The organism is Actinoplanes sp. NBRC 103695 (genome assembly GCF_030269485.1).
Taxonomy (GTDB): domain Bacteria; phylum Actinomycetota; class Actinomycetes; order Mycobacteriales; family Micromonosporaceae; genus Actinoplanes.
In genome coordinates this window covers 325,256-349,598 of sequence record NZ_BSTL01000010.1, presented here as the reverse complement: position 1 = coordinate 349,598, position 24,343 = coordinate 325,256, and the positions used below count along the sequence as shown (strand labels likewise).

Below are 24,343 nucleotides of genomic sequence, written 5' to 3'. Positions count from 1 at the left end.
GAAAGTGAGAACGGTGCGGCTCGAGGACTTGATCCGAAACGGACCTGGTGACAGGGCGCGGACTCAGTGATGGCCGAGAACATTCAGGAGACCGGATCGCCCGAGCCACCGCCGAAGCCGGCGGAGGTCCCGAAGCCGACAGCGCAGTCGAATCGCGCGGAGGCAGTGGAGAATCCGCCGCCGGAATCGCAGCAGTCGGCCAGGCAGGACGCCCGTGACAGTGCCCATTCCGAACATCGCAAGGCAACTGGCGTTCGTGAGCCTCAGGGCTCGTACCACACTCCGGAGTTCCAGGGACGACTGGATCGGCAAACGGCAGCAAAGGACGGCCCGGAAGGTCTGCGGCCCACACCGGAAGTCCAGACCGGGCTCGATACACACACGGCCGCGAAGGTGGAGCGGGACGGCTCGGCGCGGCAAAATGCGGGCGGGCAGTCATCGGAACGGGCCGCCGCCCATCAATCCGCCGCCGATGAGTACATCAAGGCCAACCCTCAAGCGACCCCGAGCGTGACGCCGGAAGCCCGGACTTCGCCGGCAGACGCGACACAATCACAGGCTCAGTCAGCGCAAGAGTCGCCTCACGGCGAGCCGAACCGCCATACCGATGTGGTTGACGAACCGGTGCGGGCGGTGGACGAGAGTCACGCACGCCAAGCCGTCGGCGACCAGTCGCGGCAGGAGGCACCCGATGCCGGAACTGATGGACGCGCTCCCGCCGCGGAGACCGATCAGGTCAGCGGCGCGGGCGGGGACTGGGAGACGATCGATGAGCAGCCCGGCGGAGCCGTGGGACAGGTCCATCCGCTGTCGTGTACGTCGGCCTGCGGCGAGATGCTCTCCGGGCGGCCACAGGACGAGTTCATCGAAAAGCTGGGGGTTCCCGCCGCTCAGGGCGATCTGGCGAAGGCGTTGGGTCCGGAATGGCGAGCCGTGGCCATCGACCCTGGGCAGCCGGGGGCAGTGAGCGGCCTCTGTGAGAACGGACCGTGGGCGGCGGACCTGTGGAACGCCGGCGAACGTATTCACCACACGGTCATCGTCGATGGAATCGACGACAACAACCAGGTGAGCATCCGCGATCCTTGGGACGGAGGCAGCACGTACCGAATGTCCTGGAATGCTTTTGACGGGGTGTGGAGCGGCGTAGCTGTCATCAAGCGTGAGGAGTGAGAGTCAAAGATGGGTCAGTGGGTTCTGCGCGGTATCAGCGCTGCCGGTGAGGGTGAGTACGCCGCGCACTTCAAGTCAGGCGACGATGAACGAACGTTCCGGTTCACCGTCGACTACATCGGCAAGGGCGAGAAGCGCGTGCTGGCTTTCGAGGCGGCCGATTTCGAGAAGGAGACGCTCTACAGCCGCGACACGGCGCGGGCCGTCGTCGAAGCCGTCTCCGCGTTCCACAAGGCTACGGCCGGGCCGGTGCTTTTTGCTCTTCCGGGTGAGCCGCCTGAAAGATGACCTCGAACCGGTTGAGAAGTGAGGGCTTTAGCCGGCCGGGCAGGATAACGAGGCCCTGACACAGGAGCGGTCAGTCGTCGTCGCCCGCGTGGCGGTTCTGGTGGTCGCCGTCGCTGTCGGGCCTGTTGACGCGGCCGTGGTGGTAGTGCTCGTGGTTGTCGCGGATGCCGTCGTTGTCGGTGTCGGGGTCGTGTGGGTTGCCGTGGCGCTTGTGGTGTCGCGACTCCCAGCTGTTCGGCATGCCGTCGTGGTCGTGGGCCTGGGAGGTGGCCTCGGCCGGCGCGGTGGCCGTCGACAGGACGACGGCGGCTGCGAGGGCGGCGATGGCGGCGGCGCGGTACGAGCGGTCGATGCGCATGGCGTGCTCCTCACGGCGGGGGTGATCTGACCATCGGCCGCCAGGGTTGCCGGCTGTTGCCCGCCGAGGTGCCGGCGAGTTGCCGGATCCAACGTAGTCAACCAATTACTCAGAGTGCCGCTTGACATGTGACCAAATGGTCACCTAACTTGGCGTCATGACGGATGACGACCGGGTGTTCAAGGCGCTCGCCGATCCGAGCCGTCGATTTCTGCTCGATCTGCTCTTCCAGCGCGACGGCCGCACGCTGACGGAGCTCGAGTCCGAGCTGGCGATGACGCGCTTCGGCGCCGCCAAGCACCTGCGGGTGCTGGAGGACGCGGGACTGGTCGTCGTCCGCCGCTCGGGCCGGGAGAAGTTGCACTTCCTCAATCCCGTGCCGATCCGGCTGATCCATGACCGGTGGATCGACAAGTTCACCGAACGCCAGGTCACGGCACTGGTCGATCTCAAGAACGCGCTGGAGGACGAAGAATGACCACCACGACGCAGGTGCACCGGATCTGGATCAAGGCCGCGCCGGAGCGGATCTGGGCGGCGATCGTCGACCCGGAGTTCAACGGCAGGTACGGGTACGCAGCCGCCGCGAGGTACGAGCTGAGTCAGGGCGGGCGGTTCGAGCAGTTCGCCAACGACGGCATGCGGGCGTTCGCCGCCCAGCACGACTTCGCGATGCCCGATGTCATCGCGGACGGCGAGGTCATCGAGGCCGACCCGCCGCGGCTGCTGCGGCAGACCTGGAAGCTGCGGATGGACCCGGGGACCGCGGCCGAGCCGTACTCGATCCTGACGTACTCGATCGAGGAGTCGAAGACCCAGCCGGGCACCTGCAAGCTGACGGTGACGCACGAGCTGCCGGAGTCGCCGAAGTCGGCCGCGATGGTGGCCGGCTCCGACGAGGAGGGCGCCGGCGGTGGCTGGGCCTGGATCCTCAGCGACCTCAAGTCGCTGGTCGAGACGGGCAGCGGCTTCAACGGGTAGCAGACGGCGGGCCGAAGGTGGCCGGGTCCACGGTGAACGGGGTGAACCGGCCCTGGAGGACCCGGCCGACCGGTGCCGCGACGGTGCCGCGGAAGCGGTCGCCGAAGGTTAGAACAATCCTAAAATCCATCGATACGCGTCCATCACCCAGTCGGTCTGGCGCAGGTGCGCGACGCCGACGCCGATCAGGAAGATCGCGGTGACGATGTGCGAGCCGCGGGCGCCCCGGCGGACCCGGTGGAACTGCTTCTCCAGCACCAGCCGGCCGACCATCCGGCAGAGCGCGAAGAGGCCACCGGCCACCAGCAGGCTGCACACGAAGATGATCACCGGGCCGGTGAACCCGCCGTCGGTGGAGATCGCCCAGATGCCCCAGCAGACGAAGGCGAACAGCAGGCCCGCACTGGTCCACTCGCCGCCCCGGCGCAGCTCCCGCCAGGAGAACCCGCGCGGCTGCGGCGCCCCGGCGCCCGGCCAGCCGGTGCCGGTGGGCTCGTGGTCGGCGGCGAACTGCGCGGTCCGGGGGTGCGGGTTGACCGAGGCTCGGCCCCGGCTGAACGGGCTCGGGTCGGGTGGCACCGGCAGGCCGTCGGGTGGGACCGCCTGAGCGGTGGGCTGCTCGCCCCACGGGTCCTGCGGCGGCATGTCGAGCGTCCGCTCCGACCACTGCGGTTGCTCCGGCATTGTGCTCCTCCCGGACGATATCGGGCACGACGCAACGGACGTTGTGCGTCTTCGAGAGTAGCGACGCGGCAAACCGTTGGCCTCGGCGTGCCCGGTCCGTTACACAGAACGGCATGACCATGGGAGATGACGTATCGATCCGCGTCGCGGCGGCGGACGACTGGGACGCGATCCACCGGCTGCTCAGCATGGCCTTCCACGACGTCGCCGAGGACGAGATGCGGCAGGTCGAGGGCTCGGTGTACGAGCCGGAGCGCGGCCTGGTCGCCACGAACGGATCGGCCGTCGTCGGGCACGCGGCCGCGTACACCAGGGAATTGACCGTGCCTGGAGCGATCCTCCCCGCCGCGCATGTCACCCTCGTGAGTGTCGCGCCCACCCATCGCCGGCGCGGCATCCTGAGCCGGATGATCCGGCGGCAGCTGGACGACATCGCGGCCGGCGGTCGCGAGCCGATCGCGGTGCTCTGGGCGAGCGAGGGCCGGATCTACCCGAGGTACGGCTACGGCCTGGCCGCCCAGCGCCTCACCCTGAGCGCGAAGACCCGCGAGCTGGCCTTGCCCGGCTCGCCGAGGGACAAGAGCGAGCTCCGGCTGGTCGACCCGGGACAGGCGGTCGGCGAGCTCACCAAGCTCTACGAGCAGCTGCGCGCGGAGCGGGTCGGCTGGTCCTCGCGGGACGACCGGTGGTGGCGGTTCGTGCTGGCCGACAACGCCACGCTGCGGCGTGGCGCGACCGAGCTGCACGGGGTGGTGCACGACGGCCCGGACGGACCGACCGGCTACGCGACCTGGCGCACCAAGGGCGGCTGGGACGACACCGGCCCGACCGGCCGGGTGCAGGTGCACGAGGTGGTCGCCGCCGATCCGGAAACGTACGCGAGCCTGTGGCGCTTCCTGTTCGGCATCGACCTGGCTCGCACGCTGCACGCCACCTACCTGCCGGTCGACGACCCGCTGACCCATCTGGTGACCGAGCCGCGGCAGCTCGGCACGAAGCTGCAGGACGGCCTCTGGATCCGGATCGTTGACCTGCCGGGTGCGCTGGCGGCCCGCCGCTACGCCGCCGAGGTCGACGTGGTGCTGGACGTGACCGACGGGCACTTCGAGGCGAACACCGGCCGGTGGCGGCTCACCGGCGGCCCGGACGGCGCGGCCTGCGTGCCGAGCGGCGACCCGGCCGATCTGGCCTGCACGTCGGTGGAGCTGGGTGCGGCGTACCTGGGTGGGACGTCGCTCGCCTCGCTGGCGGCGGCCGGACGGGTGCGGGAGCTCACCCCGGGCGCGCTGAACCGGGCGTCACTGGCCTTCGGGTGGCACCGGATGCCCGCACCGCTGCAGATCTTCTAGGCTCGGGGCATGGTCGAACCGGAGCGGCGCCGACGACGAGTGCGGACCTCGAGCACGACTCCCCCGCCGCCCGTGGAGGAACCGCAGCCGAAGCCCCGCCATGAGGAGGCCGCCGAGCGCGGCCTGCGCGGCCTCGTCGGTTCCGGGTCTTCACAGGTCAGCGTGGGTGCGGCGATGCGGGCACGGGACGCCGCCCGGCCCACCGAGGAGGACCTGGCCGAGGCCGAGAGGCTGCCGGTCGTGCGGCGCAACTGGACGCCGCGCGAGGAACTGCCCCGCAATCGTTAAGACGCGGGGAGAGCGGGCAGCGTCCGGGTGCGCTCGTACTCGGTGAGCTGCTCGATCCGGCGCTGGTGGCGCTCGTTGCCGGAGAACGGCGTGGCCAGGAACGCGTCCGCGAACGCGCTCGCCTCCTCGGGGGTGTGCTGGCGGGCGCCGATCGCGCACACGTTCGAGTCGTTGTGCTGCCGGGCGAGCTCGGCGATCTCCACCTTCCAGACCAACGCGGAGCGCACCCCGGCGATCTTGTTCGCGGCGATCTGCTCGCCGTTGCCGGAGCCGCCGATGACGAAGCCCAGGCTGCCCGGGTCGGCCACCACCTTGGCCCCGGTGGTCAGGCAGAACGCCGGGTAGTCGTCCTCCGGGTCGTAGGCGTGCGGTCCCACGTCGACCACGTCGTGCCCCTGCTTGGTCAGGTGCTCCACGAGGTGGTTCTTCAGCTCGAAGCCGGCGTGGTCGGAACCGAGGTAGACGCGCATGGGAGCGATCCTTTCAGAACGTCAGGGCGCTGCGCAGCACAGCGGCTATCTGGTCGGCGGCGGCCCGCGCGGCGTCGATGACCGCCAGCTTGCGGGCGAAGCCGTGGTTCATCTGGGCGTACCGGGTGTGCACCACCGGGACACCCGCGACGGCCAGCGCGTCGGCGTAGTCGGCGGCCTCGTCGCGGAGCACGTCGTACTCGGCGGTGATGATCAGCGTCGGCGGCATGCCGGCCAGGTCGGGCGTGGCCAGCGGCGCCACGTCCGGGGTGAAGCGCAGCGCCTGGTCCTGCACGTAGGCCGACCAGGCGAGCTGCATGGAGGCGCGGTCGAGGCCGTAGGAGCCGAGCTCGGCGTACGACTCCGAGGCGCAGAGCGGGTCCAGTGCCGGGTAGATCAGCACCTGGTGGTCGAGCGGGGTGGCCGCGTCACGCTGGCGGCGCGCGACGACCGTGGCGATCTGGCCGCCCGCGCTGTCCCCCGCGATCGCGATCCGGGCCGGGTCAAGACCAAGATCAAGACCCTCTTTCCTGATGTACGCGAGAACGACCTCGACGTCCTCCAGTGCGGCCGGGAACGGATGCTCCGGGGCCAGGCGGTAGCCCACCGACACCACCGCGCACCCGGACCGGTGGGCGATCCGCCGGCACAGCCGGTCGAAGGTCTCGATGCTCCCGTAGGTCCAGCCGCCACCGTGCACGTACACGACGACCGGAAGCCCGAACCCGGTCGCGTAGAGCCGGCAGGGCACCCCGTCGGCGTCCAGGTCGGCGACCACCGGCAGCGGGAACGCCGGACCGCACTCGGCCTCGTTGGCGGCCTCCATCGCGTCCCGGACGAACTGGAGCTGGGCCGCCGGATCGCTCGCCAGCACCTCGGCGGGCGGCCGCTGCCGGAGCGCGACCGCCGCCGTGACCTGCGGGTGCAGCATCAGCCGAGCTGGGCCAGCACGAGTCCGCCGCGCGCCTTGGGCGTGAACCAGGTGCTCTTGCGGGGCAGTTTCTGCCGCTGGAGGTTGACCGTGACGAAGTCGTCCACGGTGACCGGGGCGATCAGCACGGCCAGCTCGGAGCGGGCCGCGTCGACCTCGTCGCGCAGCCACTCGGCCGGGTAGTCGCCGCCCACGTAGCTGACCCGCTTGTCGCCGGGGTCGAGACCGAGCACCCGGCCCAGCAGCACCCGCTCGACGCGCGCGTGGTCCAGGTTCTCCACGTCCGGCAGGTTGGGGTCGGCGGGCAGGTCGACGGCGTAGGTGCGGCCGTCCACGTACAGCTCGATCGTGCCCTTGCCCGGGATCCGCGCGGGCCGCGGCAGATCGGTGACCGTCGCGCCGGCCGCGGTGAGCCGCTCGACCAGCTCGCCCGGCGGCACCGGCAGCTCGCTGATCAGCCGGTTGTAGGGCTGGATCGCGACCGAGGCAGGCGTGGTGACCACCGCCAGGAAACGGGGCAGCCCGCCACTCTGCGCGGCCAGGCTGCGGTGGTTGCCGTCGGCGACGACCAGCTCGCCCCCACCGGCCAGAGCCAGCAGCTCATCCTGCTCGGGGCCCGCGGGCAAGGGCCAGATCTGATGGGTACGCCCGGACTGGTCGGTGTCTTCCGCGGCCGGCTCCCCCGCCGCGTCGGCGGCCGCCAGCAGCGCCGCGTGCAGGTCGTCCCCGCGGCCGGTCTGGAGCAGCAGCACCGGGGACAGCAGCGCACCGACCGTCTCGGCCAGCGCGACCCGCTCGCGCACCTTGGCCAGGAACACGTCCTCGTTGCGGATGACCAGGCCGGGCTCGTCGGCGCTGGCGGAGATCTGGTCGGTGTCGATCATCGCCCAGAGGCCGACCGCGGGCGGCTCCCCCGGCGCGGTGATCCGGTAGAGCACGGCGACCTGCTCGGCCGGCGTGTAGTCGCCGTGCTCCTGCTGGGCGGCCAGCCGGGCGGCCGCGTCGGGCAGCGCCTCGGTGAAGGACCGGCCCCGGGAGTCCGGAGCGAGATGCGGCATCTCGATGGCGAGGGAACTGGCCGGGTTCGCCGCGATGATCGCGGTGATCTCGGCGTCATCAGCGAATTCGTCGTAGTTCTGCGCGCCGGTGATCGCGGCGGAGATCCAGGCCCGGGAGATCGGGTGGGCGACCGTCATGCGCGCAGGTTACCGGGCCTGCCCGCGGTGCCGTCCGACGGGCATGTTCCCGCGTGACCGCTGCAACTGCGCGCGCCGCCAGTCGTCGACCTTGCGGCCGATGGGCATGCTGACGACCGTGACCGGCGGCGCCACCATCGCCGCCAGATCAGGGTCGGTCCAGATCCCCCGGTGCACGGCGATCGTCGAGGTGGCGACGCTGTCACTCGCGCTCACAGGAAACCCTCCGGGTTGTCGAGGCCCATCACTCCAACTAGTGACGCACCCCATCCAACGACCCTCGGGGCCCTGAAGGTGCTCTCAATCGAAAATCGGGCCCAGGTCGCGGGTGCGCTTGAGCTCGAAGAACCCGGGTGTGCTCATGCACAGCCGGACACCGTCCCAGAGTTTGCCGGCCGCCTCGCCCTTGGGCGCCGGGGTGACCACCGGGCCGAAGATCGCCACCGGCTCGCCGTCCGGGCCGGGCGCGTGGATCACCGGGGTGCCGACGTCCATGCCGACGGGCTTCATCCCCGCGTCGTGGCTCGCCCGTAGCTTGGCGTCCCACTTGTCACTCCCGGCCTCGGCCGCCAGCGCCGGGTCCAGGCCGGCGTCGGCCAGCGCCTCGGCGTAAAGCTTCTCGCCACGCTCGTACTTCTGCAGGTGGATGCGGGTGCCGAGCGCGGTGTAGAGGTCGCGCAGGACCTCCGGCCCGGCGGTCTCGGCCGCGGCGATGCAGACCCGCACCGGACCCCACGAGGTGTCCATCATCGCTCGGTAGTCGCCGGGCAGGTCACGTCCCTCGTTGAGCACCGACAGGCTCATCACGTGGAACTCGATGTCCAGCGGGCGCACCCGCTCCACCTCGAGCAGCCAGCGCGACGTCATCCAGGCCCAGGGACACACCGGGTCGAACCACATGTCGACCGTTTCACGTTCCGTCATGCTCTGATCCTCTCTCCGTAAGCTGGCCCGTTCCGGGTGACGTGCACCACGGCCCCAGGACATAGGGTGACGTGGAAAGCTTCTCGACGGGGGTCGCATGGCCCCCCTGCGTGCGGAATGGAGTGATCGTGGCCGGAGTTCGTAACCTGACCCAGGTCGAGGCAGCCGAGCGGGCCCGCCTGCTCACGATCGACGGGTACGACATCACCCTCGACCTGACCGACGGCTCGGGCAACCCGGGAGAGGTCACCTTCCGCTCCACCACCCAGGTCACGTTCACCTGCGTCGAGCCCGGCGCGGAGACGTTCATCGAGGTCGCCGCGACCACCCTGCACTCGGCCACGCTGAACGGCGCGCCGGTGGACACCTCCGGCTGGTCGGCCGAGACGGGCCTGACGCTGACCGGGCTGGCCGCCGCGAACACGCTGGTGGTGGAGGCCGACTTCGCCTACTCGGCGAGCGGTCAGGGCATGCAGCGCAGCATGGACCCGGTCGACAAGGAGATCTACCTCTACAGCCAGTTCGAGACCGCGGACGCGCAGCGGGTCTTCGCCTGCTTCGACCAGCCCGACCTGAAGAGCAACTTCACCTGGCACGCGACCGTCCCGGCGCACTGGAAAGTCGTCTCCAACATGCCGGTCGAGAGCGAGGCCAAGGCGGGCGTCGGCGCCAAGACCGTGCACTTCCCGCCGTCGGTGCGGATGAGCTCGTACATCACGGCGCTGTGCGCGGGGCCGTACACCGAGGTCCGCGACGAGCACGACGGCATCTCGCTGGGCGCGTTCGTGCGCGCGTCGATGGCACGGTACCTGGACGCCGACGACATCTTCGCCGTCACCAAGCAGGGCTTCGACTTCTTCCACGAGCAGTTCGGCGTGCGCTACCCGCTGCCCAAGTACGACCAGCTGTGGGTGCCCGACTTCAACGCCGGCGCGATGGAGAACTTCGGCTGCGTCGTGCACGCCGAGGCGCACTACATCTTCCGGTCGCAGGTCACCGACTACGAGTACGAGCAGCGCGCCAACACGATCCTGCACGAGATGGCGCACATGTGGTTCGGCGACCTGGTCACCATGCGCTGGTGGAACGACCTGTGGCTGAACGAGTCGTTCGCCGAGTGGGCCAGCCACTGGTGCAACACCAGCGCCACCCGCTTCACCGACGCCTGGACGACCTTCCTGTCGATCCGGAAGAACTGGGGCTACCGCCAGGACCAGCTGTCCTCGACGCACCCGGTGTACTGCGAGATGCCCGACCTCGAGGCGGTCGAGGTCAACTTCGACGGCATCACCTACGCCAAGGGCGCCAGCGTCATCAAGCAGCTCGTGGCGTACGTCGGTCAGGACGCCTTCCTGGCCGGCCTGCGCGCCTACTTCGGCAAGCACATGTGGTCCAACGCGACCTTCGACGACCTGCTCACCGAGCTGGAGACGGCGTCCGGCCGGGAGCTGCGCAAGTTCGCCGCCCAGTGGCTGGAGACCGCCCAGGTCAACACGCTGCGGCCGGTGATCGAGGTGGGCGCGGACGGCACGTACACCAGCGTGGTGGTGCAGCAGGAGGCCCCGGCCGCCTATCCCACGCTGCGCACCCACCGGATCGGCGTCGGCCTCTACGACAAGCAGGGCGACCAGCTGGTCCGCCGCGAGCTGCTCGAGCTGGACGTGGCCGGCGAGCGCACCGAGATCGACCGGCTCGTCGGTCAGCCGGCGGCCGACGTGCTGCTGCTCAACGACGACGACCTCACGTACGCCAAGCTGCGCCTCGACGAGCGTTCGATGGCCACCGTGGTCGAGCACATCGCCGGTTTCGACTCGTCGCTGGCCCGGGCGCTGTGCTGGGCCGCCGCCTGGGATATGGTGCGCGACGCCGAGCTGGCCACCCGCGACTACCTGGCCCTGGTGTGCAGCGGCCTGCCCGCCGAGAAGGACATCAACCTGACCACGGCGACCCTGCGCCAGGCGCAGACGGCGCTGACCATGTACGCCGACCAGGAGTGGGCGCCGACCGGGTGGGCCCGGCTGGCCGAGACGGCGGCGGCGGCCCTGGCGGCGGCAGCGCCGGGAAGCGGCTTCCAGCTGGCCTGGGCGCGCGCCTACACCGTGTCCGGCCGCGGCGCCGGCGACCTGGCCACGCTGCGCGGCTGGCTGTCCGGCGACGGGGTGCCCGAGGGCCTGACCGTGGACACCGAGCTGCGCTGGTCGCTGCTGCAGACGCTGGCCGCGGCCGGCGAGGCGACCGACGAGCAGATCGGCTACGAGCTGGACGGCGACCGCACGGCCAGCGGCGAGCGGGAGGCCGCGTACGCCCGGGCGCTGCTGCCGACGGCGGAGAACAAGGCGTCGGTGTGGGCGAAGCTGACCGGCGACGAGGAACTGCCGAACTGGCTGCACCGGTCGCTGCTGCAGGGCTTCCAGCACTCCACCCAGGTGACGTTGACGGCGCCGTACGCCCAGCGCTTCTTCGACGTGGTGGACACGGTGTGGAAGCGTTCGGACAGCGAGCCGGCCCAGGAGTTCGTCATGCTGGCGTACCCCGCCTACCAGGTCAGCGACGAGACCGTGGCCCAGACCGACGCCTGGCTCGCCGGCAACGGCCACAACCCGTCGCTGCGCCGCCTGGTCGCCGAGGGCCGCGACGGCGTCGTCCGAGCCCTCAGGGCCCGAGCCCGCGACACAGCCGCCGCCTGACCTGGGCGCCCGAGCGGCCACCTGATCACCCGGCGCGCCGCCTGACCTGGGCGCGCCCGAGCGGCCACCTGATCACCCGGGCGCGCCACCTGACCTGGGCGCGCCCGAGCGGCCACCTGATCACCCGGGCGCGCCACCTCGTCCGCTCATGCGCGCGCCGCGGCGACTTGATCGCCTGAGCGGCGCGCCTGATCGTCACCTCGTCACCACCCAGCGTGAGTACGCTGGGTGCGTGACGACCGGTCCCGCCTCACTGGTCCGCTGGACCGCCCCCGCCGGCCCGTGGACGGAACCCGACCTGCACCTGTTCCCGCAGGACGGCCACCGCTACGAGATAGTCGACGGCAGCCTGCACGTGACGCCACCACTCGACGCCCCTCACGAGGCGATCGTGCGAGCTCTGGTGACGACCTTGCGGGGCGCGGCCCCCCAGGGCTGGTGGGTGTGCGCCCGCTTGGGCGTGGCCACCGGCCCAAGCCACCTGGTCCCCGACGTAACGGTGCTGCGCCCAGACTCATCCGGCGCAGTCTGGGCGGACCCCGCCGACGTGGCCCTGGTCGTCGAGGTAGAGGGCCCAGCAAGCAGCCGCTACGACCGCCTGCTGAAGCCGTCTCTGTACGCCGAGGCAGGAATCCCGCACTACTGGCGCATCTCCGACGGCCCCACCTTGCACGCCCACACCCTCAAAAACGAGGGCTACGCCCAACCCCAGAGCATCGCTCCCCCAGAGCTGGTGAAGCTGAACGCCCCGTACCCAATCCGGCTAGCGCCGTCCACGTGGGTCTGAGCGGCACTGTCTCCGACCTGCACCCACTGTCTCCGACCTGCACCACTCGCTCCGACCTGCACCACTCGCATTTCGCCCGCTGACGACTTGGCCGCGAAAAAGCACGAGGCGAAGCCGTGGTGCTTTTTCGTGGCCAAGTCGTCAGCTCCTCGGGGCGAAATGCCCGGAGGAGCGAAGCGACGACCAGCCAGCTCAGCAGCCGCGTGCAACCAGCCCAGCCAAGCTCAGCTCAGTGTTTACCAGCGTGAGTAGCCAGTTGGTCCAAGCCCGACAGCACCCCGCCAGCCAGGTCCCCACCCGCGAACGAAGCGGCCATCGACAAGGCAGCCAGCTTGGCATCCCGGTCGGAGATGCGCTTACGTGCCTCGCTCCCGGTCACGATCTCCAGCACGCGCTGGTTGGGTGACACCGCGATCAGCACCGCCAGCGGGGAGCCGGCGATCTCGCGGTGCAGGTTTTCGGCCGTCTGGCGGACCGGCTCGGCAAGCTCGCCGACGTAGACGCTGAAGATCAGCCCGGTCTGCTGGTCGGCGACGCGCATCGCCTCGTCCAGGCGGAGCAGTTGCCGGGTGGTGAACGGGCCTTCCAGCGCGGCGGCCGCCGGCTCGGACTTGTGCGGGTCCTCGGTCAGTGTGGGACCGCCCGGCGTCTCCACCGAGCTTGACGGGTGGGGCCCCTGCGAGGTGCCCTCGGGTCCGTCCACGCCTGTGGTCGAGCGCTTCAGTGCGGTCTGGTCACCAGCGGTCACTTGCGCCTCCAACCGGGCCGGGGCGGACGGGCCGGCCGTCCGAACCCTCGATGACGCCGGCCTCGATGGCGGGCACCGCGGGTCCGGTCCGCTCCGGGGCGGCGAGGAACCAGGTCGGTGCGAAGTCGTAGGGACGGCCCGGTCGGTAGCGCCGCGAGGGGCGCCCGGAGTCGCTGCCGGCACGGGCCAGCATGACCACGATCGCGATGACCGCGAGCGGGATCAGCGCGTAGACCAGGACAGTGTTCAGCACGGACACGCCCTCACGGTAGCGGAGTGCGGGTTCTCCCACGCCGTCGGGTCTCATACCCGCATCTCATGCGATGGGGATCTCGGCGGATTACGCCTTCAGGTGCGAAAATCACCCTCACGCGCCGTTCGGCGATGATCGTGTCGAGGGGGAACTCAATGCGCAGGTCCGTCCCGGCCGCACTTGCGGCGCTAGCCGTCTTGATCTTCGCCGCGCCCACTCCCGCGTCAGCGGCGGCCGCGGTCTTCGTGGAGACCAACCCGAGCACGGTACGCGCCGGCGACGAGATCGGCGTCCGCGCGAGCTGCACCGACAACCTGAATCCGGCGACGGTGGCCGCCGATCCGTGGGGTTCGGTCCAGGTCAAGCCGAGTTTCGGTTTCCTGACCGCGACCGTGCGCATCGCGCGGGACACGAAGGCCGGCGACTACCGGGTGACTCTGCGCTGCCCGGACAGGCAGACCGCCACGTCGGACCTGCATGTGGTGGCTCGTGTCGAGCCGACCCGGGGCCCGGCCACCGGCGGCGGGGGCACCGCGCCCGGCCGGCAGGCGCCGCTGCTGATCGGCGGCGGGGCGGCCGCGATCCTGGCCGGTTTCGTGCTCGCCCTGGTCGCCCTGCGCCGCCGGCGTCTGGGATGAGTCCCGCCCGCCTGCCGGATTCGGTGCGCGGGAAGCGCCCGGCCGTCGTCGTGCCCCGGCAGCGCGTCGCCGGGCCGCGCGTCACCGGGCAGCGAGTCACCGGGCAGCGCTTCGCCAGGCCGCGCGTGGCGGGAGCGCCCCGGCCGGTCCGGGCGGTGCGGCGTGGGCGGCTGCCGATCGGCTGGATCGCCGGCGGGCTGGTCTTCCTCGGGCTGTTCTGTGTGGGCATGGGCCTGGGCAACGCCACCAGCCTGGACATCGGCAGCTGGTTCCGCGGCCCGGACGAGCCCCCGCCGCGGGCCTTCCCGGTGCTGGAGCCGAGCCGCCCGCTGCGGCTGACCATCCCGGCGATCAAGGTGGAGGCGCCGATCCTCGACGTCGGGCTGGCGAAGGACGGCTCGGTGGACGTGCCGCCGCTGCAGCGCCACAACGAGGCCGGCTGGTTCGACCAGGGGCCGACGCCGGGCCAGTTCGGCCCGGCGCTGATCGTCGGGCACGCGGACACCCGCACCGGCCCGTCGGTCTTCCACCACCTGGCCAAGCTGAAGCCCGGTCAGGTCATCGAGGTGCTGCGGGACGATCGCGAGGTGGCGCTCTTCACGATCAACTCGGTGGAGAACTTCGGCAAGGCGAAACTGCCGATCCAGCGCGTGTACGCCGACTACAGCAGGCCGTCGCTGCGGCTGGTCACCTGCGGCGGAACGTGGCTGGGCGGCGCTCAGGGCTACAGCGACAACATCGTGGTCTTCGCCAGCCTGACCGGCACCCGGAAACGCTAGGCCGCCGCCCCGGAGCCCGCCAAATCGGCCGTGCCTCACCAAGCGGCCGCACCGCTCAGCGTCAGGCAGCCTCGCCCCGCATCAGGCGGCTCCGTCCCGCGTCCGGCAACCTCGGCCCCGCGTCAGGCGGCCTCGCCCCGCGTCAGGCGGCCTCGGCCGCGGCGGGCACGGTCGGGAGGTCGAGCCAGTCGGACCAGCGCGGGTCGGGCGTGCGGTGGCCGAGCACCCGCCAGGCCACGCCCCGCGGTGCGGCCGGCGCCTGGTGCAGCCGCCAGCCCAGCTCGCCCGGGGTCTTGTCGCCCTTGCTGTGGTTGCACTTGGCGCAGGCGGCCACCACGTTGTCCCAGGCGTGCAGGCCACCACGGCTGCGCGGGAAGACGTGGTCGATGGTCTCGGCGGAGCCCCGGCAGTAGGCGCAGCGGCCGCCGTCGCGCGCGAAGATGGCACGGCGGGAGAGGCCGATGTGGGTGCGGTAGGGAACCTTCACGTATCGCGTCAACCGAACCACGGACGGGATCGGGAGCGTGTGATGGGCGCTGTGCAGCAGTCCGTCGCCGTCGGAGACACACTCTGCCTTAGCGGTCAGCACGAGGATGGTCGCTCGACGCACCGATACGACGCACAAGGGCTCGTAGGTAGCGTTCAAAACCAACGCGGATGAGCCCACTGTGGGTCGTATGTCAGGCATCGTTGATCACCCTTCGGAGTGTGTGTTGCTCTTCACCGCTCCCGATGTGCTGGACGTGTGCTGGATGTATACGCCGGGGAGCCCGGCGATCTCCGGTACCCGTGCGCCAATAGTCCCTGATGAATCACGGAATTGCGAGCACAATCTGTGGCCGCCCGGTAAACGTCTGAGGTCCCCCGTAGGAGGGAGGGCGTCCATAGCCTCGTTCGAGGCTCGGGTTCTCCGCGCCGTCCGAAGGACCAGGCGCCGGTAGCGGCACGGTAGGTTGGTGTCCCGTGTTTCCCTTAGCTCCAACTCCTGATCCCGGTTCGTCCTCCCCCGGCTTCGACTTCTCGACGCCGAGCATCAAGGACATCACCGACGGCTGCAACGCCGACGCGCTGTGCCGCCAGGTCTACGACCTCACCGGCAACCAGTGGCTGGCGAACAGCAGCTACGTGATCATCTTGAAACCGCTCCGGGTGATCGGCATCATCCTGGCCGCGATGCTGATCCGCTGGATCATCCACCGGGCGATCCAGCGTCTCGCCAACAGCACCTCCCGCGCGTCGATGCCGGCCCTTCTGAAGCCTCTGAAGGAGCGCACCGCGCAGACCGCGGAGGAGGGCACGTTCATCCCGGAGCGCCGGCGGCAGCGCGCCGAGGCGATCGGGTCGGTGCTGCGCAGCTTCGTCACCGCGATCGTGTTCACCATCGCGGTGCTGCTGGTGATGGGCGAGTTCGGCTTCAATCTGGCGCCGCTGCTGGCCAGCGCCGGGATCGTCGGCGTGGCGCTCGGTTTCGGCGCGCAGAGCCTGGTCAAGGACCTGATCGCCGGCTTGTTCATGCTGCTGGAGGACCAGTACGGCGTCGGCGACTCGGTCGACCTGGGCGACGCGAGTGGGGTGGTGGAGTCGGTCGGCCTGCGGATCACGACGGTCCGCGACGCGCGCGGCGTGCTCTGGTACGTCCGCAACGGCGAGATCCTGCGGGTCGGCAACAAGAGCCAGGGCTGGGCCATGGTGGTGATCGACATCCCGATCGGCTTCGTCAACTCGGAGGAGGCGATGTCGGTGATGCGGACGGCCGCGCTGCGCGTCGCCGAGGACCCGGCGCACGCCACCGAGTTCCTCGAGCCGCCGGACGTGGTCGGTGTGGAGACCATCACGGTGGACGGCGCCACCATCCGGACGATCGCCAAGACCACCGCGGACGGGCAGATCGCCGTGCAGCGGGAGTTGCGCCGGGCCCTGTCCGAGTCGCTGGAGACGTCCGGCATCTCCGGTCGGATCGCCGCCTCGCGACTGCTCCCCCGGCCCGCCGCCCCGTACGGCTCCGCGAGCGAGACCGGCGGACCCAGCTGAAAGGCCCAGCTGAAAGGCCCGGCTGAAAGGCCCGACCGAGTGACCCTGCCCGAGGGCCCGATCAAAGGCCCAGGTCAGGCGAACGGGTGATGTCCAATCTCGCCCGAATGAGGTCTTATCCCGCCGTACGCCCTAGCCACCGGTCGGCCGATCGGGCAGAATCCCGCACAGAGCATCTGCACGTGCAGCTACAAGTTCGCGAGCGGGTGTGGTTGTCCAACAGAGCGGGGGGCGGGTGTCCGACGACCGACCGGTGACCTTCCGGGACGTCTTCGCCGTGTCCGAGTACCGCGCGGTCTATCTCGCTCTCGTCGCCTCCTGGATCGGCGACTATCTGGCCCGGGCCGCGGTCACCGTCCTCGTCTACGAGCGCACCGAGTCGGTCACGCTGTCCGCGGCCGCCTTCGCCACCAGCTATCTGCCGTGGCTGCTCTTCGGTCCCCTGCTCGCCGCGGTCGCCGAGCGGCACTCGTACCGATCGGTGATGGTCCTCGGCGACCTGACCCGCGCCGCCCTGATCCTGATCCTGGTCGTCCCCGGCGTGCCGTGGCCGGCGATCCTCGGCCTGCTCTTCGCGGTGACCCTGGCCGGCGTGCCGATCCAGGCCGCCCGGTCGGCGCTGATGCCGGTGATCCTGAGCCGGGCCCAGCTGGCCGTGGCGATGGCCGCGAACGCCACCACCGTCCAGGCCGCGCAGGTCGGCGGCTACCTGATCGGCGCGGCCGTGGCGGCGGCGCTGAACCCGCATCTGGCGATGGTTCTGGTCGGCGTGCTGTTCGCCGTGTCGGCGCTGCTGGTCGGCGGCGGGATCGGACGTCGGCCGCCCGCGATGCCCGAGGAGCAGCGCACCCACCTGTTGCGTGAGTCGGCGGACGGGTTCCGCCTGGTCTTCGGCAGCCCCGCGCTGCGCGCGATCGCGCTGCTCGCCTTCTCCATCTCGGCGTTCTCGATCGTGCCCGAGGGCCTGGCCGCGGCGTGGGCCGCGCAGGGCGACCCGAGCTCGGTGACCCGCGGCGTCGACCAGGGACTGATCATGGCGGCCGGTCCGGTCGGCTTCGTGATCGGCGGCCTGATCACCGGCCGGCTGGTCACCCAGGCCACCCGGCACCGGCTGATCCGGCCGCTGGCCGTGCTGGCGCCGCTCATTCTGGTCCCAGCGCTCACCGCCCCGCCCGTGCCGGTTGTGGTGATGCTCACGCTGCTGTCCGGCGCCGCGCTGGGCGGCCTGATGCCGACGCTGAACACCCAGTTCGTGCTCTGCCTGCCGCACGGCTACCGGGCCCGCGCCTTCGGCGTGATGCAGCAGGGTCTGCAGGTCGCCCAGGGCGGTGCGGTGCTGCTCACCGGCTTTCTGGCCGACCGCGCGTCGGTGCCTCTGGTGGTCGGGTTGTGGAGCGTCGGCGGGGTCGGGCTGATGGTGGTGCAGGCCCTGCGCTGGCCGCGGACCGGACCGCAGGCGGAGGCGGTGGCCGAGACGCCACCTCCCGCCCGTCCGCGGTTCCGCGAGGCGGCTGGCAGGATGGATGGGTGACCGCACCCCGAGAGTTGCCGCTGACGCCGGCGGCCAAGGAACCGCCACCGGTCGAGGAGGCGAGCTTCTTCGTCGCGGTCGGTGGTGAGCCGACGTTCCGGCGCCTGGTCGACGTCTTCTACGAGGGCGTGGCCGGTGATCCGATCCTCCGGCCGATGTACCCGGAGGAGGACCTGGGCCCGGCCGCCGACCGGCTGACGCTGTTCCTGATGCAGTACTGGGGCGGCCCGAACACGTACTCGGCGTCCCGCGGGCATCCCCGGCTGCGGATGCGGCACGCGCCCTTCCAGGTGAGCCCGGCGGCGCGCGACGCGTGGCTCAAGCACATGCGTACGGCGGTCGACTCTCTTGGTCTGCCAGAACCGCACTATTCGGCCCTCTGGAACTATTTGGAGAAAGCCGCCCAATTCATGGTGAACTCGGACTGATCGCATCCATGGGACGGCTTGTTCGTTGATCGGGTTGACCGCCACCCGACTCTGGAGCCGCCCAACATGCGTCGACGCCTCTCCGCCGCCGCCCTGCTGACCGCCACCGCTCTGCTGACCGCCGCCGGTCTGGCCGTCGCGGGACCGGCCGCCGCCGATCTGGCCCACCCCAAAGTGGTCTCGGTCAATCCCGTGGACTTCACCCCGCATGTGACCGGCGGCACCGTGTGGGCCATCGCCGTGGTGGGTGACACCGTCGTGGTCGCCGGGAGCTTCACCGAGGTCACCAACAGCAGCAAAACCAGGACGTACGCCCGTCGCAACATCTTCGCGTACGGCCTGAACGACGGCGTTGTCCGCCCGTTCGCCCCGTCCGTCGACGGCGCCGTGTACTCCCTCGCGGCCGGCGCCGGTGGCACGGTCTATCTGGGTGGGGCGTTCAAGACGGTGAACGGCGCCGCCCAGCGCGGCCTGGCCCGGGTGTCCCTGAGCAACAGCCAGCGGGTTCCCGGCTTCCTCGCGACGCAGAACTGGGGTGACGCCCGGGCGCTCGCGGTCCGCGGCAGGTGGCTCTACGCGGGTGGCACGTTCACCGCGATCAGCGGCACGCCCCGGGTCGCGCTGGCCCGGATGGACGCGAACACCGGCGCGGTGGACCGCGGTTTCGACGCCCGGCTCTCCGCGCCCGGCCTGCAGCGGGCCCGGGTCGAGCACCTCGACGTCACCGCGGACGGCACCAAGCTGATCGCGATCGGGGCGATCCTCAAGGCGGGCTCCGCGGACCGTACGCAGATCGCCATGTTCGATGTCAGCGGCGCGACCGCCTCGCTGTCCAGCTGGTACACCAACGCCTACAAGCCGGTGTGCATGGCGGGCTTCGACACCTACCTGCGGCAGGTCAAGTTCTCGCCGGACGGCCGCTACCTGGTGGTGGCCGCGACCGGCCGCGCCTCGTCCCCGGTCAAGCTGTGCGACTCGGCGGCCCGTTTCGAGGTGGCCGGCGCCGGCCTGCACAACCCGACCTGGGTCCAGCGGACAGGCGGCGACTCCCTCTACGCGGTGGCGGTAACGGGCGCCGCGGTCTACCTGGGCGGCCACCAGCGTTACCAGGACAACCCTTACGGCAGCGACGCCAAGGGCCCCGGAGCCGGCGCAGTCAAGCGCGAGGGCATCGGCGCAGTAAGCCCCACCACCGGAAAGTCCCTCCCGTGGAATCCTTCCCGCAGCCGAGGCGTAGGCGTAAGGGCACTGATCCCCACCGCCAACGGCCTGCTGGTAGGTAGCGACACAGACAAGCTGGGCAGGGAGTACCACGGCCGAGTCGGCATGTTCCCGCTCAACTAACACAAAGCGAAGCAACAAGAGGGCAAAGCGCAACCACCCGCAAGCGGGCAAAGCGCAACCACCCGCAAGCGGGCAAAGCGCAACCACCCGCAGGCGGGAAAGCGCAACCACCCGCATTTCGCCCGCTGACGACTTGGCCGCGAAAAAGTGCCAGGCGAAGCCGAGGTGCTTTTTCGTGGCCAAGTCGTCAGCTCCCCGGGGCGAAATGCCCGGAGGAGCGAAGCGACGACCAGCCAGCTCAGCAGCCGTACACACCCAGCAAATCCAAAAACAGCACGTCACCGCACCCAGCCCAGCCCATCCCGGGCTAACCCAAGCCCCACCCAGGCAACCCAAGCCCCACCCGGGATAACCCAAGCCCAACCCGGCCTAACCCAAGCCCAACCCGGGTTAAAGCAGAGCACCCTCATCATGCAGCCAGTCCACAAACGACGTGGCAACAGCAGCACCGCAGTCCAGCATCTCCACAAGCAGGGCATCATGAGCCCCCGAGTTGAGCGGCACCTGCAGCTCCGCGTAGATCGGAAGCTGCCCCCGCTCGGTCGGGTCGCCCACATACGCCTTGCAGAACCGGCGGGTGTGGTTCCACTCGTTGACGACGCGGTAGGCCCGGTCGGCCCAGTCCGGCGGCACGGTGGAGTGCGGCCGGGCTCGCATCACCAGGATCTCGTCGTCGGGCCCTTCGAGGGTGAACAGCACCGCGTGCCGTTCCCACATGGCCAGCAGGCTCCCGCCGCCGTCGGCGAGGAACCGGATGTCGAGCAGATCGAGGGCTTTGCCGATGCGGTCCAGCGTGACTGGCTGAACCTGGTCGCCCTCGTCGATCGTGGACAGTTCCGCCGGCGGAGCCGCATGTCCGGGCTCACGCTGGGCGGGTATCGCGACGCGGACGCTGCTTTGCAACGCGACCTCGCCACCGGCCTCGGGCCGGCCGCCCGCGGACGATCCTGGCCGCCATGACCACCACGGCATCGTTGTGCACCTCGCTCCCCAGCAGGCCGAACCGCCGGACGTAGCGGTGACCCCGGGCAGCGACGCTACCCGTACAGATCTCGGAGGTCATCCCCCCAACCGGAGGGCGCGACCGGACAGTCGATGGGCCATCACCCTTTCGGGTGAGTCGAGATGGGCATAACAGCCAGATTCTTGACCCGCTGTAGCCATGCAACTCCATATGGTGCGGAAAGTCCCACCCAGCGTCCCGAGACGAGCACTCTCGCGTCAGGACCCTCCACATCGGCCGGTCCGAGAAATCCCATCCGTGACACCGCCTGAACGAGTCGTTGCGGAATCTCCACTGAATCGCCATCGGCAGTGGTGACTACGAGTGCAACGTGGTCAAGCAAAGCGTCACGAACGGCGCGTTGTCCGACCGCCCGGCCGAGCCCACCACCGGTGACTTCGCGCAGTGTCCCGGCCGCGGCCACGGCGAGCCGCGAGAGCTCGGAGACGGCGACATGCTCGACGACGGCACCTGACGGCGCCGGGAGTGGCCACCGCCAGTCGGCATCACGCCGCGGCGGAAGCTCAGGGGACGAAACGGAGAGTGTGGCCAGCAGCTCGGCGGCCGACACGGTCACGTCGCCCTCGACGGCGCCGTCAACCTCGCGGGTGACCAGCACGTCCCACGGCAGGTGACCCCACAGCGCGACCCGCGGGCCGGACGGTCGCAGGCGCACCGGGGCGCCGCGGTCCAGCCGGACCAGACGCGCCAGGAAGGCGCCGGCGTCCGGGATTCCGGAAAGGCTCATTGCTCGACGTACGGCTTGAGGAAGTCCCGCTCCGCCTCGGACAGCCGGCGCGGGAAGCCCTCCGCCAGGTTGTACGGCACGCACCAGGATTTGGCCCGCCCGGCGAGCTCACCCTCGTCGAAGAGCTCGTACGACACGACGAAGCTGGCCGCACGCAGCTGCGAGACCCACGTCTCGATGCGGACCGGACGTCCGAAATCCACCGGTCGCAGATAGTCGACCTCGTGCCGGGAGATCACGATGCCCTCCTCGAACGAGGTCACGCCCTGCTCGCGCGCGGCGAGGAAGAACATGGCGACGCGCGCCTCCTCGTACAGGGTGAGGAAGCGCGCGTTGTTGACATGGCCGTACACGTCCATGTCGGACCAGCGGACGGCCACGTCATGGACGTATTTAGTCACGAGTCAGCTTGCGGTAGGTGACCCGGTGCGGGCGTGCCGCGTCGGCGCCGAGGCGGTCGATCTTGTTCTTCTCGTACGCCTCGTAGTTGCCCTCGAACCAGAACCACTTGTCCGGTTCCTCCTCGGTGCCCTCCCACGCCAGCATGTGGGTGGCCACGCGGTCCAGGAACATCCGGTCGTGGGAGATGACCACGGCGCAGCCCGGGAAGTCGAGCAGCGCGTTCTCCAGGCTGGAGAGCGTCTCCACGTCCAGGTCGTTGGTCGGCTCGTCGAGCAGGATCACGTTGCCGCCGATCTTCAGCGTCATCGCGAGGTTGAGCCGGTTGCGCTCGCCGCCGGACAGGACCTTGACCGGCTTCTGCTGGTCCGGGCCCTTGAAGCCGAAGGCGGCCACGTACGCCCGGGACGGCATCTCGACCTTGCCGACCATCAGGTGGTCCAGGCCGTCCGAGACGACCTCCCACACGGTCTTGGTGCCGTCCAGGCCGGAGCGGTTCTGGTCGACGTACGACAGCGACACGGTCTCGCCGACCCGGACCTGGCCGGCGTCCGGCTTCTCGAACCCGACGATGGTCTTGAACAGCGTGGTCTTGCCGACGCCGTTCGGGCCGATGATGCCGACGATGCCGTTGCGCGGCAGCGAGAACGACAGGTGGTTGATCAGGACCCGGTCGTCGAAGCCCTTGACCAGGTCGTTGGACTCGATGACGGTGTTGCCCAGGCGCGGGCCCGGCGGGATCTGGATCTCCTCGAAGTCCAGCTTCCGGGTCTTCTCCGCCTCGGTGGCCATCTCCTCGTACCGCTCGAGGCGGGCCTTGCTCTTGGTCTGCCGCGCCTTGGCGTTCGAGCGGACCCACTCGAGCTCCTCGGAGAGCCGCCGCTTCATCTTGGCGTCCTTGCGGCCCTCGACCGAGAGTCGCTGCTGCTTCTTCTCCAGGTACGTCGAGTAGTTGCCCTCGTAGCCGATCGCCCGGCCGCGGTCCAGCTCGAGGATCCAGCCGGCCACGTTGTCCAGGAAGTACCGGTCGTGCGTGATGGCGATGACGGTGCCGGCGTACTTGGCCAGGTGCTGCTCCAGCCACTGCACGCTCTCGGCGTCCAGGTGGTTGGTGGGCTCGTCCAGCAGGAGCAGGTCGGGCGCCTCGAGCAGCAGCTTGCAGAGGGCGACCCGGCGGCGCTCGCCACCGGAGAGCTGGGTGACGTCGGCGTCCGGCGCCGGGCAGCGCAACGCGTCCATGGCGAGCTCGAGCTGCGAGTCGAGGTCCCAGGCGTTGACGTTGTCGAGCTGCTCCTGCAGCTTGCCCATCTCTTCCATCAGCTCGTCGGTGTAGTCGGTCGCCATCTCCTCGGCGATCTTGTTGAACCGGTCGAGTTTCGCCTTGGTCTCGGCGACCGCTTCCTCGATGTTGCCGAGGACGGTCTTGGTCTCGTTGAGCGGCGGCTCCTGCGCGAGCATGCCCACGGTGAAGCCGGGCATCAGCCGGGCCTCGCCGTTGCTCAGCGTCTCCAGGCCGGCCATCACCTTGAGCAGCGTGGACTTACCGGCGCCGTTCGGGCCGACCACACCGATCTTGGCGCCGGGCAGGAAGCTCAACGTGACGTTGTCGAGCACGACCTTGTCGCCGTGCGCCTTGCGCGCCTTCTCCAGCGTGTAGATGTACTGGGCCACGGTGCGGCCTACCTCCGTGTCGACGACGATTGTGAGCTATCGGCACCCATCCTCCCAGGGCACCAGTGTTGCAACCCCGCCGACCCTCCCCCGCATTCCTCAGCCGATCGCCGCCTGGGTCTCCTTACCGCCGTCCCGGTGGGTCACCACCAGCCGCTTCTTGGTCACGGAGAGCGTCGTCCCGTCGTTGGCGGTGGCCAGGTAATCGTCCGAGCGCCGCTCGACGCCGGCCAGGAAGAGCGCGGTCTCGCCCTCGATCCACTGGTCCTCGCCACCGTTGTCGGCGTGGTAGAAGAGCTGGTCGGACGCATCCCGGCAGATGTAGACGTCCGAACTCTTGGTGCGCAGATGCAGGACTATGACCAGCGGTCCGGGGTATCCGGCGTTTGCGGCGGCGTCGAGGGTCTCCGGCCGGCAGGGCTCGCCATCCAGAGAAGGCGAAGGATCGGGCGCGGCTGGGCTGTCGACGATGGCCGGGGTGTTGTTCACCGGGTTCAGCGCCTCGCGGCGGTCGCGCTCGTTGGCCAGGAGAATGCCGGCGGAGATGCCGATGATGCTGAGAAACGTGGTGGCAATGACCACAGGGAAGAACAGGGGCCGTCGCGGCGGGGGAAGATCATCGGACAGGCTCACCGGACCAGGATGCCACCCAGC

General features: G+C 70.1%; 29 protein-coding genes. 14 read left to right on the top strand and 15 right to left on the bottom strand.

Annotated elements, in window-relative coordinates; genetic code table 11:
* Positions 1–69: 69 nt before the first annotated feature.
* Entirely contained in the window at positions 70–1,173 is a 1,104-nt protein-coding gene (locus QSK31_RS20335; protein ID WP_285685807.1) for a papain-like cysteine protease family protein, read from the top strand.
* A 9-nt stretch (positions 1,174–1,182) separates the two neighbouring features.
* Entirely contained in the window at positions 1,183–1,461 is a 279-nt protein-coding gene (locus QSK31_RS20330; protein ID WP_285685805.1) for a hypothetical protein, read from the top strand.
* Between the two features lie 70 nt (positions 1,462–1,531).
* Here the strand turns inward: QSK31_RS20330 and QSK31_RS20325 are convergent, their stop codons facing one another.
* Complete coding sequence (locus tag QSK31_RS20325; protein ID WP_285685803.1) at positions 1,532–1,819, bottom strand: hypothetical protein; 288 nt, start codon at positions 1,817–1,819, stop codon at positions 1,532–1,534.
* A 157-nt stretch (positions 1,820–1,976) separates the two neighbouring features.
* On the opposite strand from QSK31_RS20325, the gene QSK31_RS20320 reads away from it, so the two are divergent.
* Positions 1,977–2,297, top strand: a complete 321-nt coding sequence (locus QSK31_RS20320; RefSeq protein WP_285685801.1) for an ArsR/SmtB family transcription factor — start codon at positions 1,977–1,979, stop codon at positions 2,295–2,297.
* Positions 2,294–2,800 carry an SRPBCC domain-containing protein gene (locus tag QSK31_RS20315; protein WP_285685799.1) on the top strand — a complete coding sequence of 169 codons (507 nt, stop codon included), beginning with the start codon at positions 2,294–2,296 and terminating at the stop codon, positions 2,798–2,800. Before QSK31_RS20320 ends, QSK31_RS20315 begins: the two co-directional genes overlap by 4 nt.
* 108 nt (positions 2,801–2,908) lie before the next feature.
* Here the strand turns inward: QSK31_RS20315 and QSK31_RS20310 are convergent, their stop codons facing one another.
* Positions 2,909–3,484, bottom strand: a complete 576-nt coding sequence (locus QSK31_RS20310) for a DNA-directed RNA polymerase II (RefSeq protein WP_285685797.1) — start codon at positions 3,482–3,484, stop codon at positions 2,909–2,911.
* A 119-nt stretch (positions 3,485–3,603) separates the two neighbouring features.
* Here QSK31_RS20310 and QSK31_RS20305 point away from each other — a divergent pair, with 119 nt between their 5' ends.
* On the top strand, positions 3,604–4,833 hold the full coding sequence (locus tag QSK31_RS20305) for a GNAT family N-acetyltransferase (protein WP_285685830.1): 1,230 nt from the start codon (positions 3,604–3,606) through the stop codon (positions 4,831–4,833).
* Between the two features lie 9 nt (positions 4,834–4,842).
* Positions 4,843–5,121: a hypothetical protein gene (locus QSK31_RS20300; RefSeq protein ID WP_285685795.1), complete on the top strand. Its 279-nt coding sequence runs from the start codon at positions 4,843–4,845 to the stop codon at positions 5,119–5,121.
* Here QSK31_RS20300 and QSK31_RS20295 read toward each other — a convergent pair.
* From QSK31_RS20295 to QSK31_RS20275, 5 genes are all read right to left on the bottom strand, one after another.
* Positions 5,118–5,591, bottom strand: a complete 474-nt coding sequence (locus QSK31_RS20295) for a ribose-5-phosphate isomerase (RefSeq protein WP_285685793.1) — start codon at positions 5,589–5,591, stop codon at positions 5,118–5,120. The two genes, QSK31_RS20300 and QSK31_RS20295, sit on opposite strands and share 4 nt — an antisense overlap.
* A gap of 13 nt (positions 5,592–5,604) precedes the next feature.
* Positions 5,605–6,522, bottom strand: coding sequence for an alpha/beta hydrolase (locus tag QSK31_RS20290; RefSeq protein ID WP_285685791.1), 918 nt, complete (start codon positions 6,520–6,522; stop codon positions 5,605–5,607).
* A complete protein-coding gene (locus tag QSK31_RS20285; protein WP_285685790.1) occupies positions 6,522–7,718 on the bottom strand; it encodes a DUF1015 family protein in 1,197 nt (398 codons plus the stop codon). The genes QSK31_RS20290 and QSK31_RS20285 overlap by 1 nt, the downstream gene beginning before the upstream one ends.
* Positions 7,719–7,727: 9 nt before the next feature.
* Positions 7,728–7,934, bottom strand: coding sequence for a hypothetical protein (locus tag QSK31_RS20280; protein ID WP_285685788.1), 207 nt, complete (start codon positions 7,932–7,934; stop codon positions 7,728–7,730).
* A gap of 84 nt (positions 7,935–8,018) precedes the next feature.
* Entirely contained in the window at positions 8,019–8,642 is a 624-nt protein-coding gene (locus QSK31_RS20275) for a mycothiol-dependent nitroreductase Rv2466c family protein (RefSeq protein WP_285685787.1), read from the bottom strand.
* 128 nt (positions 8,643–8,770) lie between these two features.
* Between QSK31_RS20275 and pepN the strand changes: the two genes are divergently transcribed.
* Positions 8,771–11,329, top strand: coding sequence for an aminopeptidase N (gene pepN, locus QSK31_RS20270; RefSeq protein WP_285685786.1), 2,559 nt, complete (start codon positions 8,771–8,773; stop codon positions 11,327–11,329).
* A gap of 232 nt (positions 11,330–11,561) precedes the next feature.
* Positions 11,562–12,116 carry a Uma2 family endonuclease gene (locus QSK31_RS20265; RefSeq protein ID WP_285685785.1) on the top strand — a complete coding sequence of 185 codons (555 nt, stop codon included), beginning with the start codon at positions 11,562–11,564 and terminating at the stop codon, positions 12,114–12,116.
* 229 nt (positions 12,117–12,345) lie between these two features.
* On the opposite strand, the gene QSK31_RS20260 is transcribed toward QSK31_RS20265, so the two are convergent.
* Both QSK31_RS20260 and ctaJ read right to left on the bottom strand, forming a co-directional pair.
* Positions 12,346–12,747, bottom strand: coding sequence for a DUF5130 family protein (locus QSK31_RS20260; protein ID WP_285685829.1), 402 nt, complete (start codon positions 12,745–12,747; stop codon positions 12,346–12,348).
* A 103-nt stretch (positions 12,748–12,850) separates the two neighbouring features.
* Complete coding sequence (gene ctaJ / locus QSK31_RS20255) at positions 12,851–13,123, bottom strand: aa3-type cytochrome oxidase subunit CtaJ (RefSeq protein ID WP_285685784.1); 273 nt, start codon at positions 13,121–13,123, stop codon at positions 12,851–12,853.
* Between the two features lie 149 nt (positions 13,124–13,272).
* Here ctaJ and QSK31_RS20250 point away from each other — a divergent pair, with 149 nt between their 5' ends.
* Together QSK31_RS20250 and QSK31_RS20245 are read left to right on the top strand one after the other, a co-directional pair.
* Positions 13,273–13,755: a hypothetical protein gene (locus QSK31_RS20250; RefSeq protein WP_285685782.1), complete on the top strand. Its 483-nt coding sequence runs from the start codon at positions 13,273–13,275 to the stop codon at positions 13,753–13,755.
* On the top strand, positions 13,752–14,534 hold the full coding sequence (locus QSK31_RS20245; protein WP_285685780.1) for a class F sortase: 783 nt from the start codon (positions 13,752–13,754) through the stop codon (positions 14,532–14,534). The genes QSK31_RS20250 and QSK31_RS20245 overlap by 4 nt, the downstream gene beginning before the upstream one ends.
* Before the next feature lie 142 nt (positions 14,535–14,676).
* Here QSK31_RS20245 and QSK31_RS20240 read toward each other — a convergent pair whose 3' ends face one another.
* Positions 14,677–15,222 carry an HNH endonuclease gene (locus QSK31_RS20240; RefSeq protein WP_285685778.1) on the bottom strand — a complete coding sequence of 182 codons (546 nt, stop codon included), beginning with the start codon at positions 15,220–15,222 and terminating at the stop codon, positions 14,677–14,679.
* 344 nt (positions 15,223–15,566) lie between these two features.
* Between QSK31_RS20240 and QSK31_RS20235 the strand changes: the two genes are divergently transcribed.
* The 4 genes from QSK31_RS20235 to QSK31_RS20220 all read left to right on the top strand — a co-directional run bounded on the left by QSK31_RS20235 (position 15,567) and on the right by QSK31_RS20220 (position 19,868).
* Complete coding sequence (locus tag QSK31_RS20235) at positions 15,567–16,565, top strand: mechanosensitive ion channel family protein (protein WP_502872984.1); 999 nt, start codon at positions 15,567–15,569, stop codon at positions 16,563–16,565.
* Between the two features lie 235 nt (positions 16,566–16,800).
* Positions 16,801–18,096 (top strand): MFS transporter, encoded by a 1,296-nt coding sequence (locus QSK31_RS20230; protein ID WP_285685776.1) that lies wholly within the window; start codon positions 16,801–16,803, stop codon positions 18,094–18,096.
* Positions 18,093–18,524 carry a globin gene (locus QSK31_RS20225; protein WP_502872982.1) on the top strand — a complete coding sequence of 144 codons (432 nt, stop codon included), beginning with the start codon at positions 18,093–18,095 and terminating at the stop codon, positions 18,522–18,524. Before QSK31_RS20230 ends, QSK31_RS20225 begins: the two co-directional genes overlap by 4 nt.
* 66 nt (positions 18,525–18,590) lie before the next feature.
* Complete coding sequence (locus QSK31_RS20220) at positions 18,591–19,868, top strand: PKD domain containing protein (RefSeq protein ID WP_285685774.1); 1,278 nt, start codon at positions 18,591–18,593, stop codon at positions 19,866–19,868.
* 390 nt (positions 19,869–20,258) lie between these two features.
* On the opposite strand, the gene QSK31_RS20215 is transcribed toward QSK31_RS20220, so the two are convergent.
* The 5 genes from QSK31_RS20215 to QSK31_RS20195 all read right to left on the bottom strand — a co-directional run bounded on the left by QSK31_RS20215 (position 20,259) and on the right by QSK31_RS20195 (position 24,322).
* Complete coding sequence (locus tag QSK31_RS20215; protein ID WP_285685772.1) at positions 20,259–20,840, bottom strand: type III secretion system chaperone family protein; 582 nt, start codon at positions 20,838–20,840, stop codon at positions 20,259–20,261.
* A 131-nt stretch (positions 20,841–20,971) separates the two neighbouring features.
* Positions 20,972–21,619 carry a DUF8185 domain-containing protein gene (locus QSK31_RS20210; protein WP_285685770.1) on the bottom strand — a complete coding sequence of 216 codons (648 nt, stop codon included), beginning with the start codon at positions 21,617–21,619 and terminating at the stop codon, positions 20,972–20,974.
* The gene (locus QSK31_RS20205; protein WP_285685769.1) at positions 21,616–22,020 is read right to left on the bottom strand and encodes an acyl-CoA thioesterase; all 405 of its coding nucleotides are present in this window, start codon (positions 22,018–22,020) and stop codon (positions 21,616–21,618) included. Before QSK31_RS20205 ends, QSK31_RS20210 begins: the two co-directional genes overlap by 4 nt.
* Positions 22,013–23,689 carry an energy-dependent translational throttle protein EttA gene (gene ettA, locus QSK31_RS20200; RefSeq protein WP_285685767.1) on the bottom strand — a complete coding sequence of 559 codons (1,677 nt, stop codon included), beginning with the start codon at positions 23,687–23,689 and terminating at the stop codon, positions 22,013–22,015. The genes QSK31_RS20205 and ettA overlap by 8 nt, the downstream gene beginning before the upstream one ends.
* A 99-nt stretch (positions 23,690–23,788) precedes the next feature.
* The gene (locus QSK31_RS20195; RefSeq protein WP_285685765.1) at positions 23,789–24,322 is read right to left on the bottom strand and encodes a hypothetical protein; all 534 of its coding nucleotides are present in this window, start codon (positions 24,320–24,322) and stop codon (positions 23,789–23,791) included.
* Positions 24,323–24,343 lie beyond the last annotated feature (21 nt).

Excerpts from the sequence above, each read along its gene's own strand:
- QSK31_RS20290 (WP_285685791.1), bottom strand. The coding sequence starts at position 6,522 with ATGCTGCACCCGCAGGTCACGGCGGCGGTCGCGCTCCGGCAGCGGCCG.
- QSK31_RS20300 (WP_285685795.1), top strand. The coding sequence starts at position 4,843 with ATGGTCGAACCGGAGCGGCGCCGACGACGAGTGCGGACCTCGAGCACG.
- QSK31_RS20310 (WP_285685797.1), bottom strand. The coding sequence starts at position 3,484 with ATGCCGGAGCAACCGCAGTGGTCGGAGCGGACGCTCGACATGCCGCCG.
- QSK31_RS20210 (WP_285685770.1), bottom strand. The coding sequence starts at position 21,619 with ATGAGCCTTTCCGGAATCCCGGACGCCGGCGCCTTCCTGGCGCGTCTG.
- QSK31_RS20250 (WP_285685782.1), top strand. The coding sequence starts at position 13,273 with ATGCGCAGGTCCGTCCCGGCCGCACTTGCGGCGCTAGCCGTCTTGATC.
- QSK31_RS20295 (WP_285685793.1), bottom strand. The coding sequence starts at position 5,591 with ATGCGCGTCTACCTCGGTTCCGACCACGCCGGCTTCGAGCTGAAGAAC.
- QSK31_RS20305 (WP_285685830.1), top strand. The coding sequence starts at position 3,604 with ATGGGAGATGACGTATCGATCCGCGTCGCGGCGGCGGACGACTGGGAC.
- QSK31_RS20335 (WP_285685807.1), top strand. The coding sequence starts at position 70 with ATGGCCGAGAACATTCAGGAGACCGGATCGCCCGAGCCACCGCCGAAG.
- QSK31_RS20325 (WP_285685803.1), bottom strand. The coding sequence starts at position 1,819 with ATGCGCATCGACCGCTCGTACCGCGCCGCCGCCATCGCCGCCCTCGCA.
- QSK31_RS20320 (WP_285685801.1), top strand. The coding sequence starts at position 1,977 with ATGACGGATGACGACCGGGTGTTCAAGGCGCTCGCCGATCCGAGCCGT.
- QSK31_RS20215 (WP_285685772.1), bottom strand. The coding sequence starts at position 20,840 with ATGCCGTGGTGGTCATGGCGGCCAGGATCGTCCGCGGGCGGCCGGCCC.
- QSK31_RS20275 (WP_285685787.1), bottom strand. The coding sequence starts at position 8,642 with ATGACGGAACGTGAAACGGTCGACATGTGGTTCGACCCGGTGTGTCCC.
- QSK31_RS20220 (WP_285685774.1), top strand. The coding sequence starts at position 18,591 with ATGCGTCGACGCCTCTCCGCCGCCGCCCTGCTGACCGCCACCGCTCTG.
- QSK31_RS20315 (WP_285685799.1), top strand. The coding sequence starts at position 2,294 with ATGACCACCACGACGCAGGTGCACCGGATCTGGATCAAGGCCGCGCCG.
- QSK31_RS20330 (WP_285685805.1), top strand. The coding sequence starts at position 1,183 with ATGGGTCAGTGGGTTCTGCGCGGTATCAGCGCTGCCGGTGAGGGTGAG.
- QSK31_RS20240 (WP_285685778.1), bottom strand. The coding sequence starts at position 15,222 with ATGCCTGACATACGACCCACAGTGGGCTCATCCGCGTTGGTTTTGAAC.
- QSK31_RS20245 (WP_285685780.1), top strand. The coding sequence starts at position 13,752 with ATGAGTCCCGCCCGCCTGCCGGATTCGGTGCGCGGGAAGCGCCCGGCC.
- QSK31_RS20285 (WP_285685790.1), bottom strand. The coding sequence starts at position 7,718 with ATGACGGTCGCCCACCCGATCTCCCGGGCCTGGATCTCCGCCGCGATC.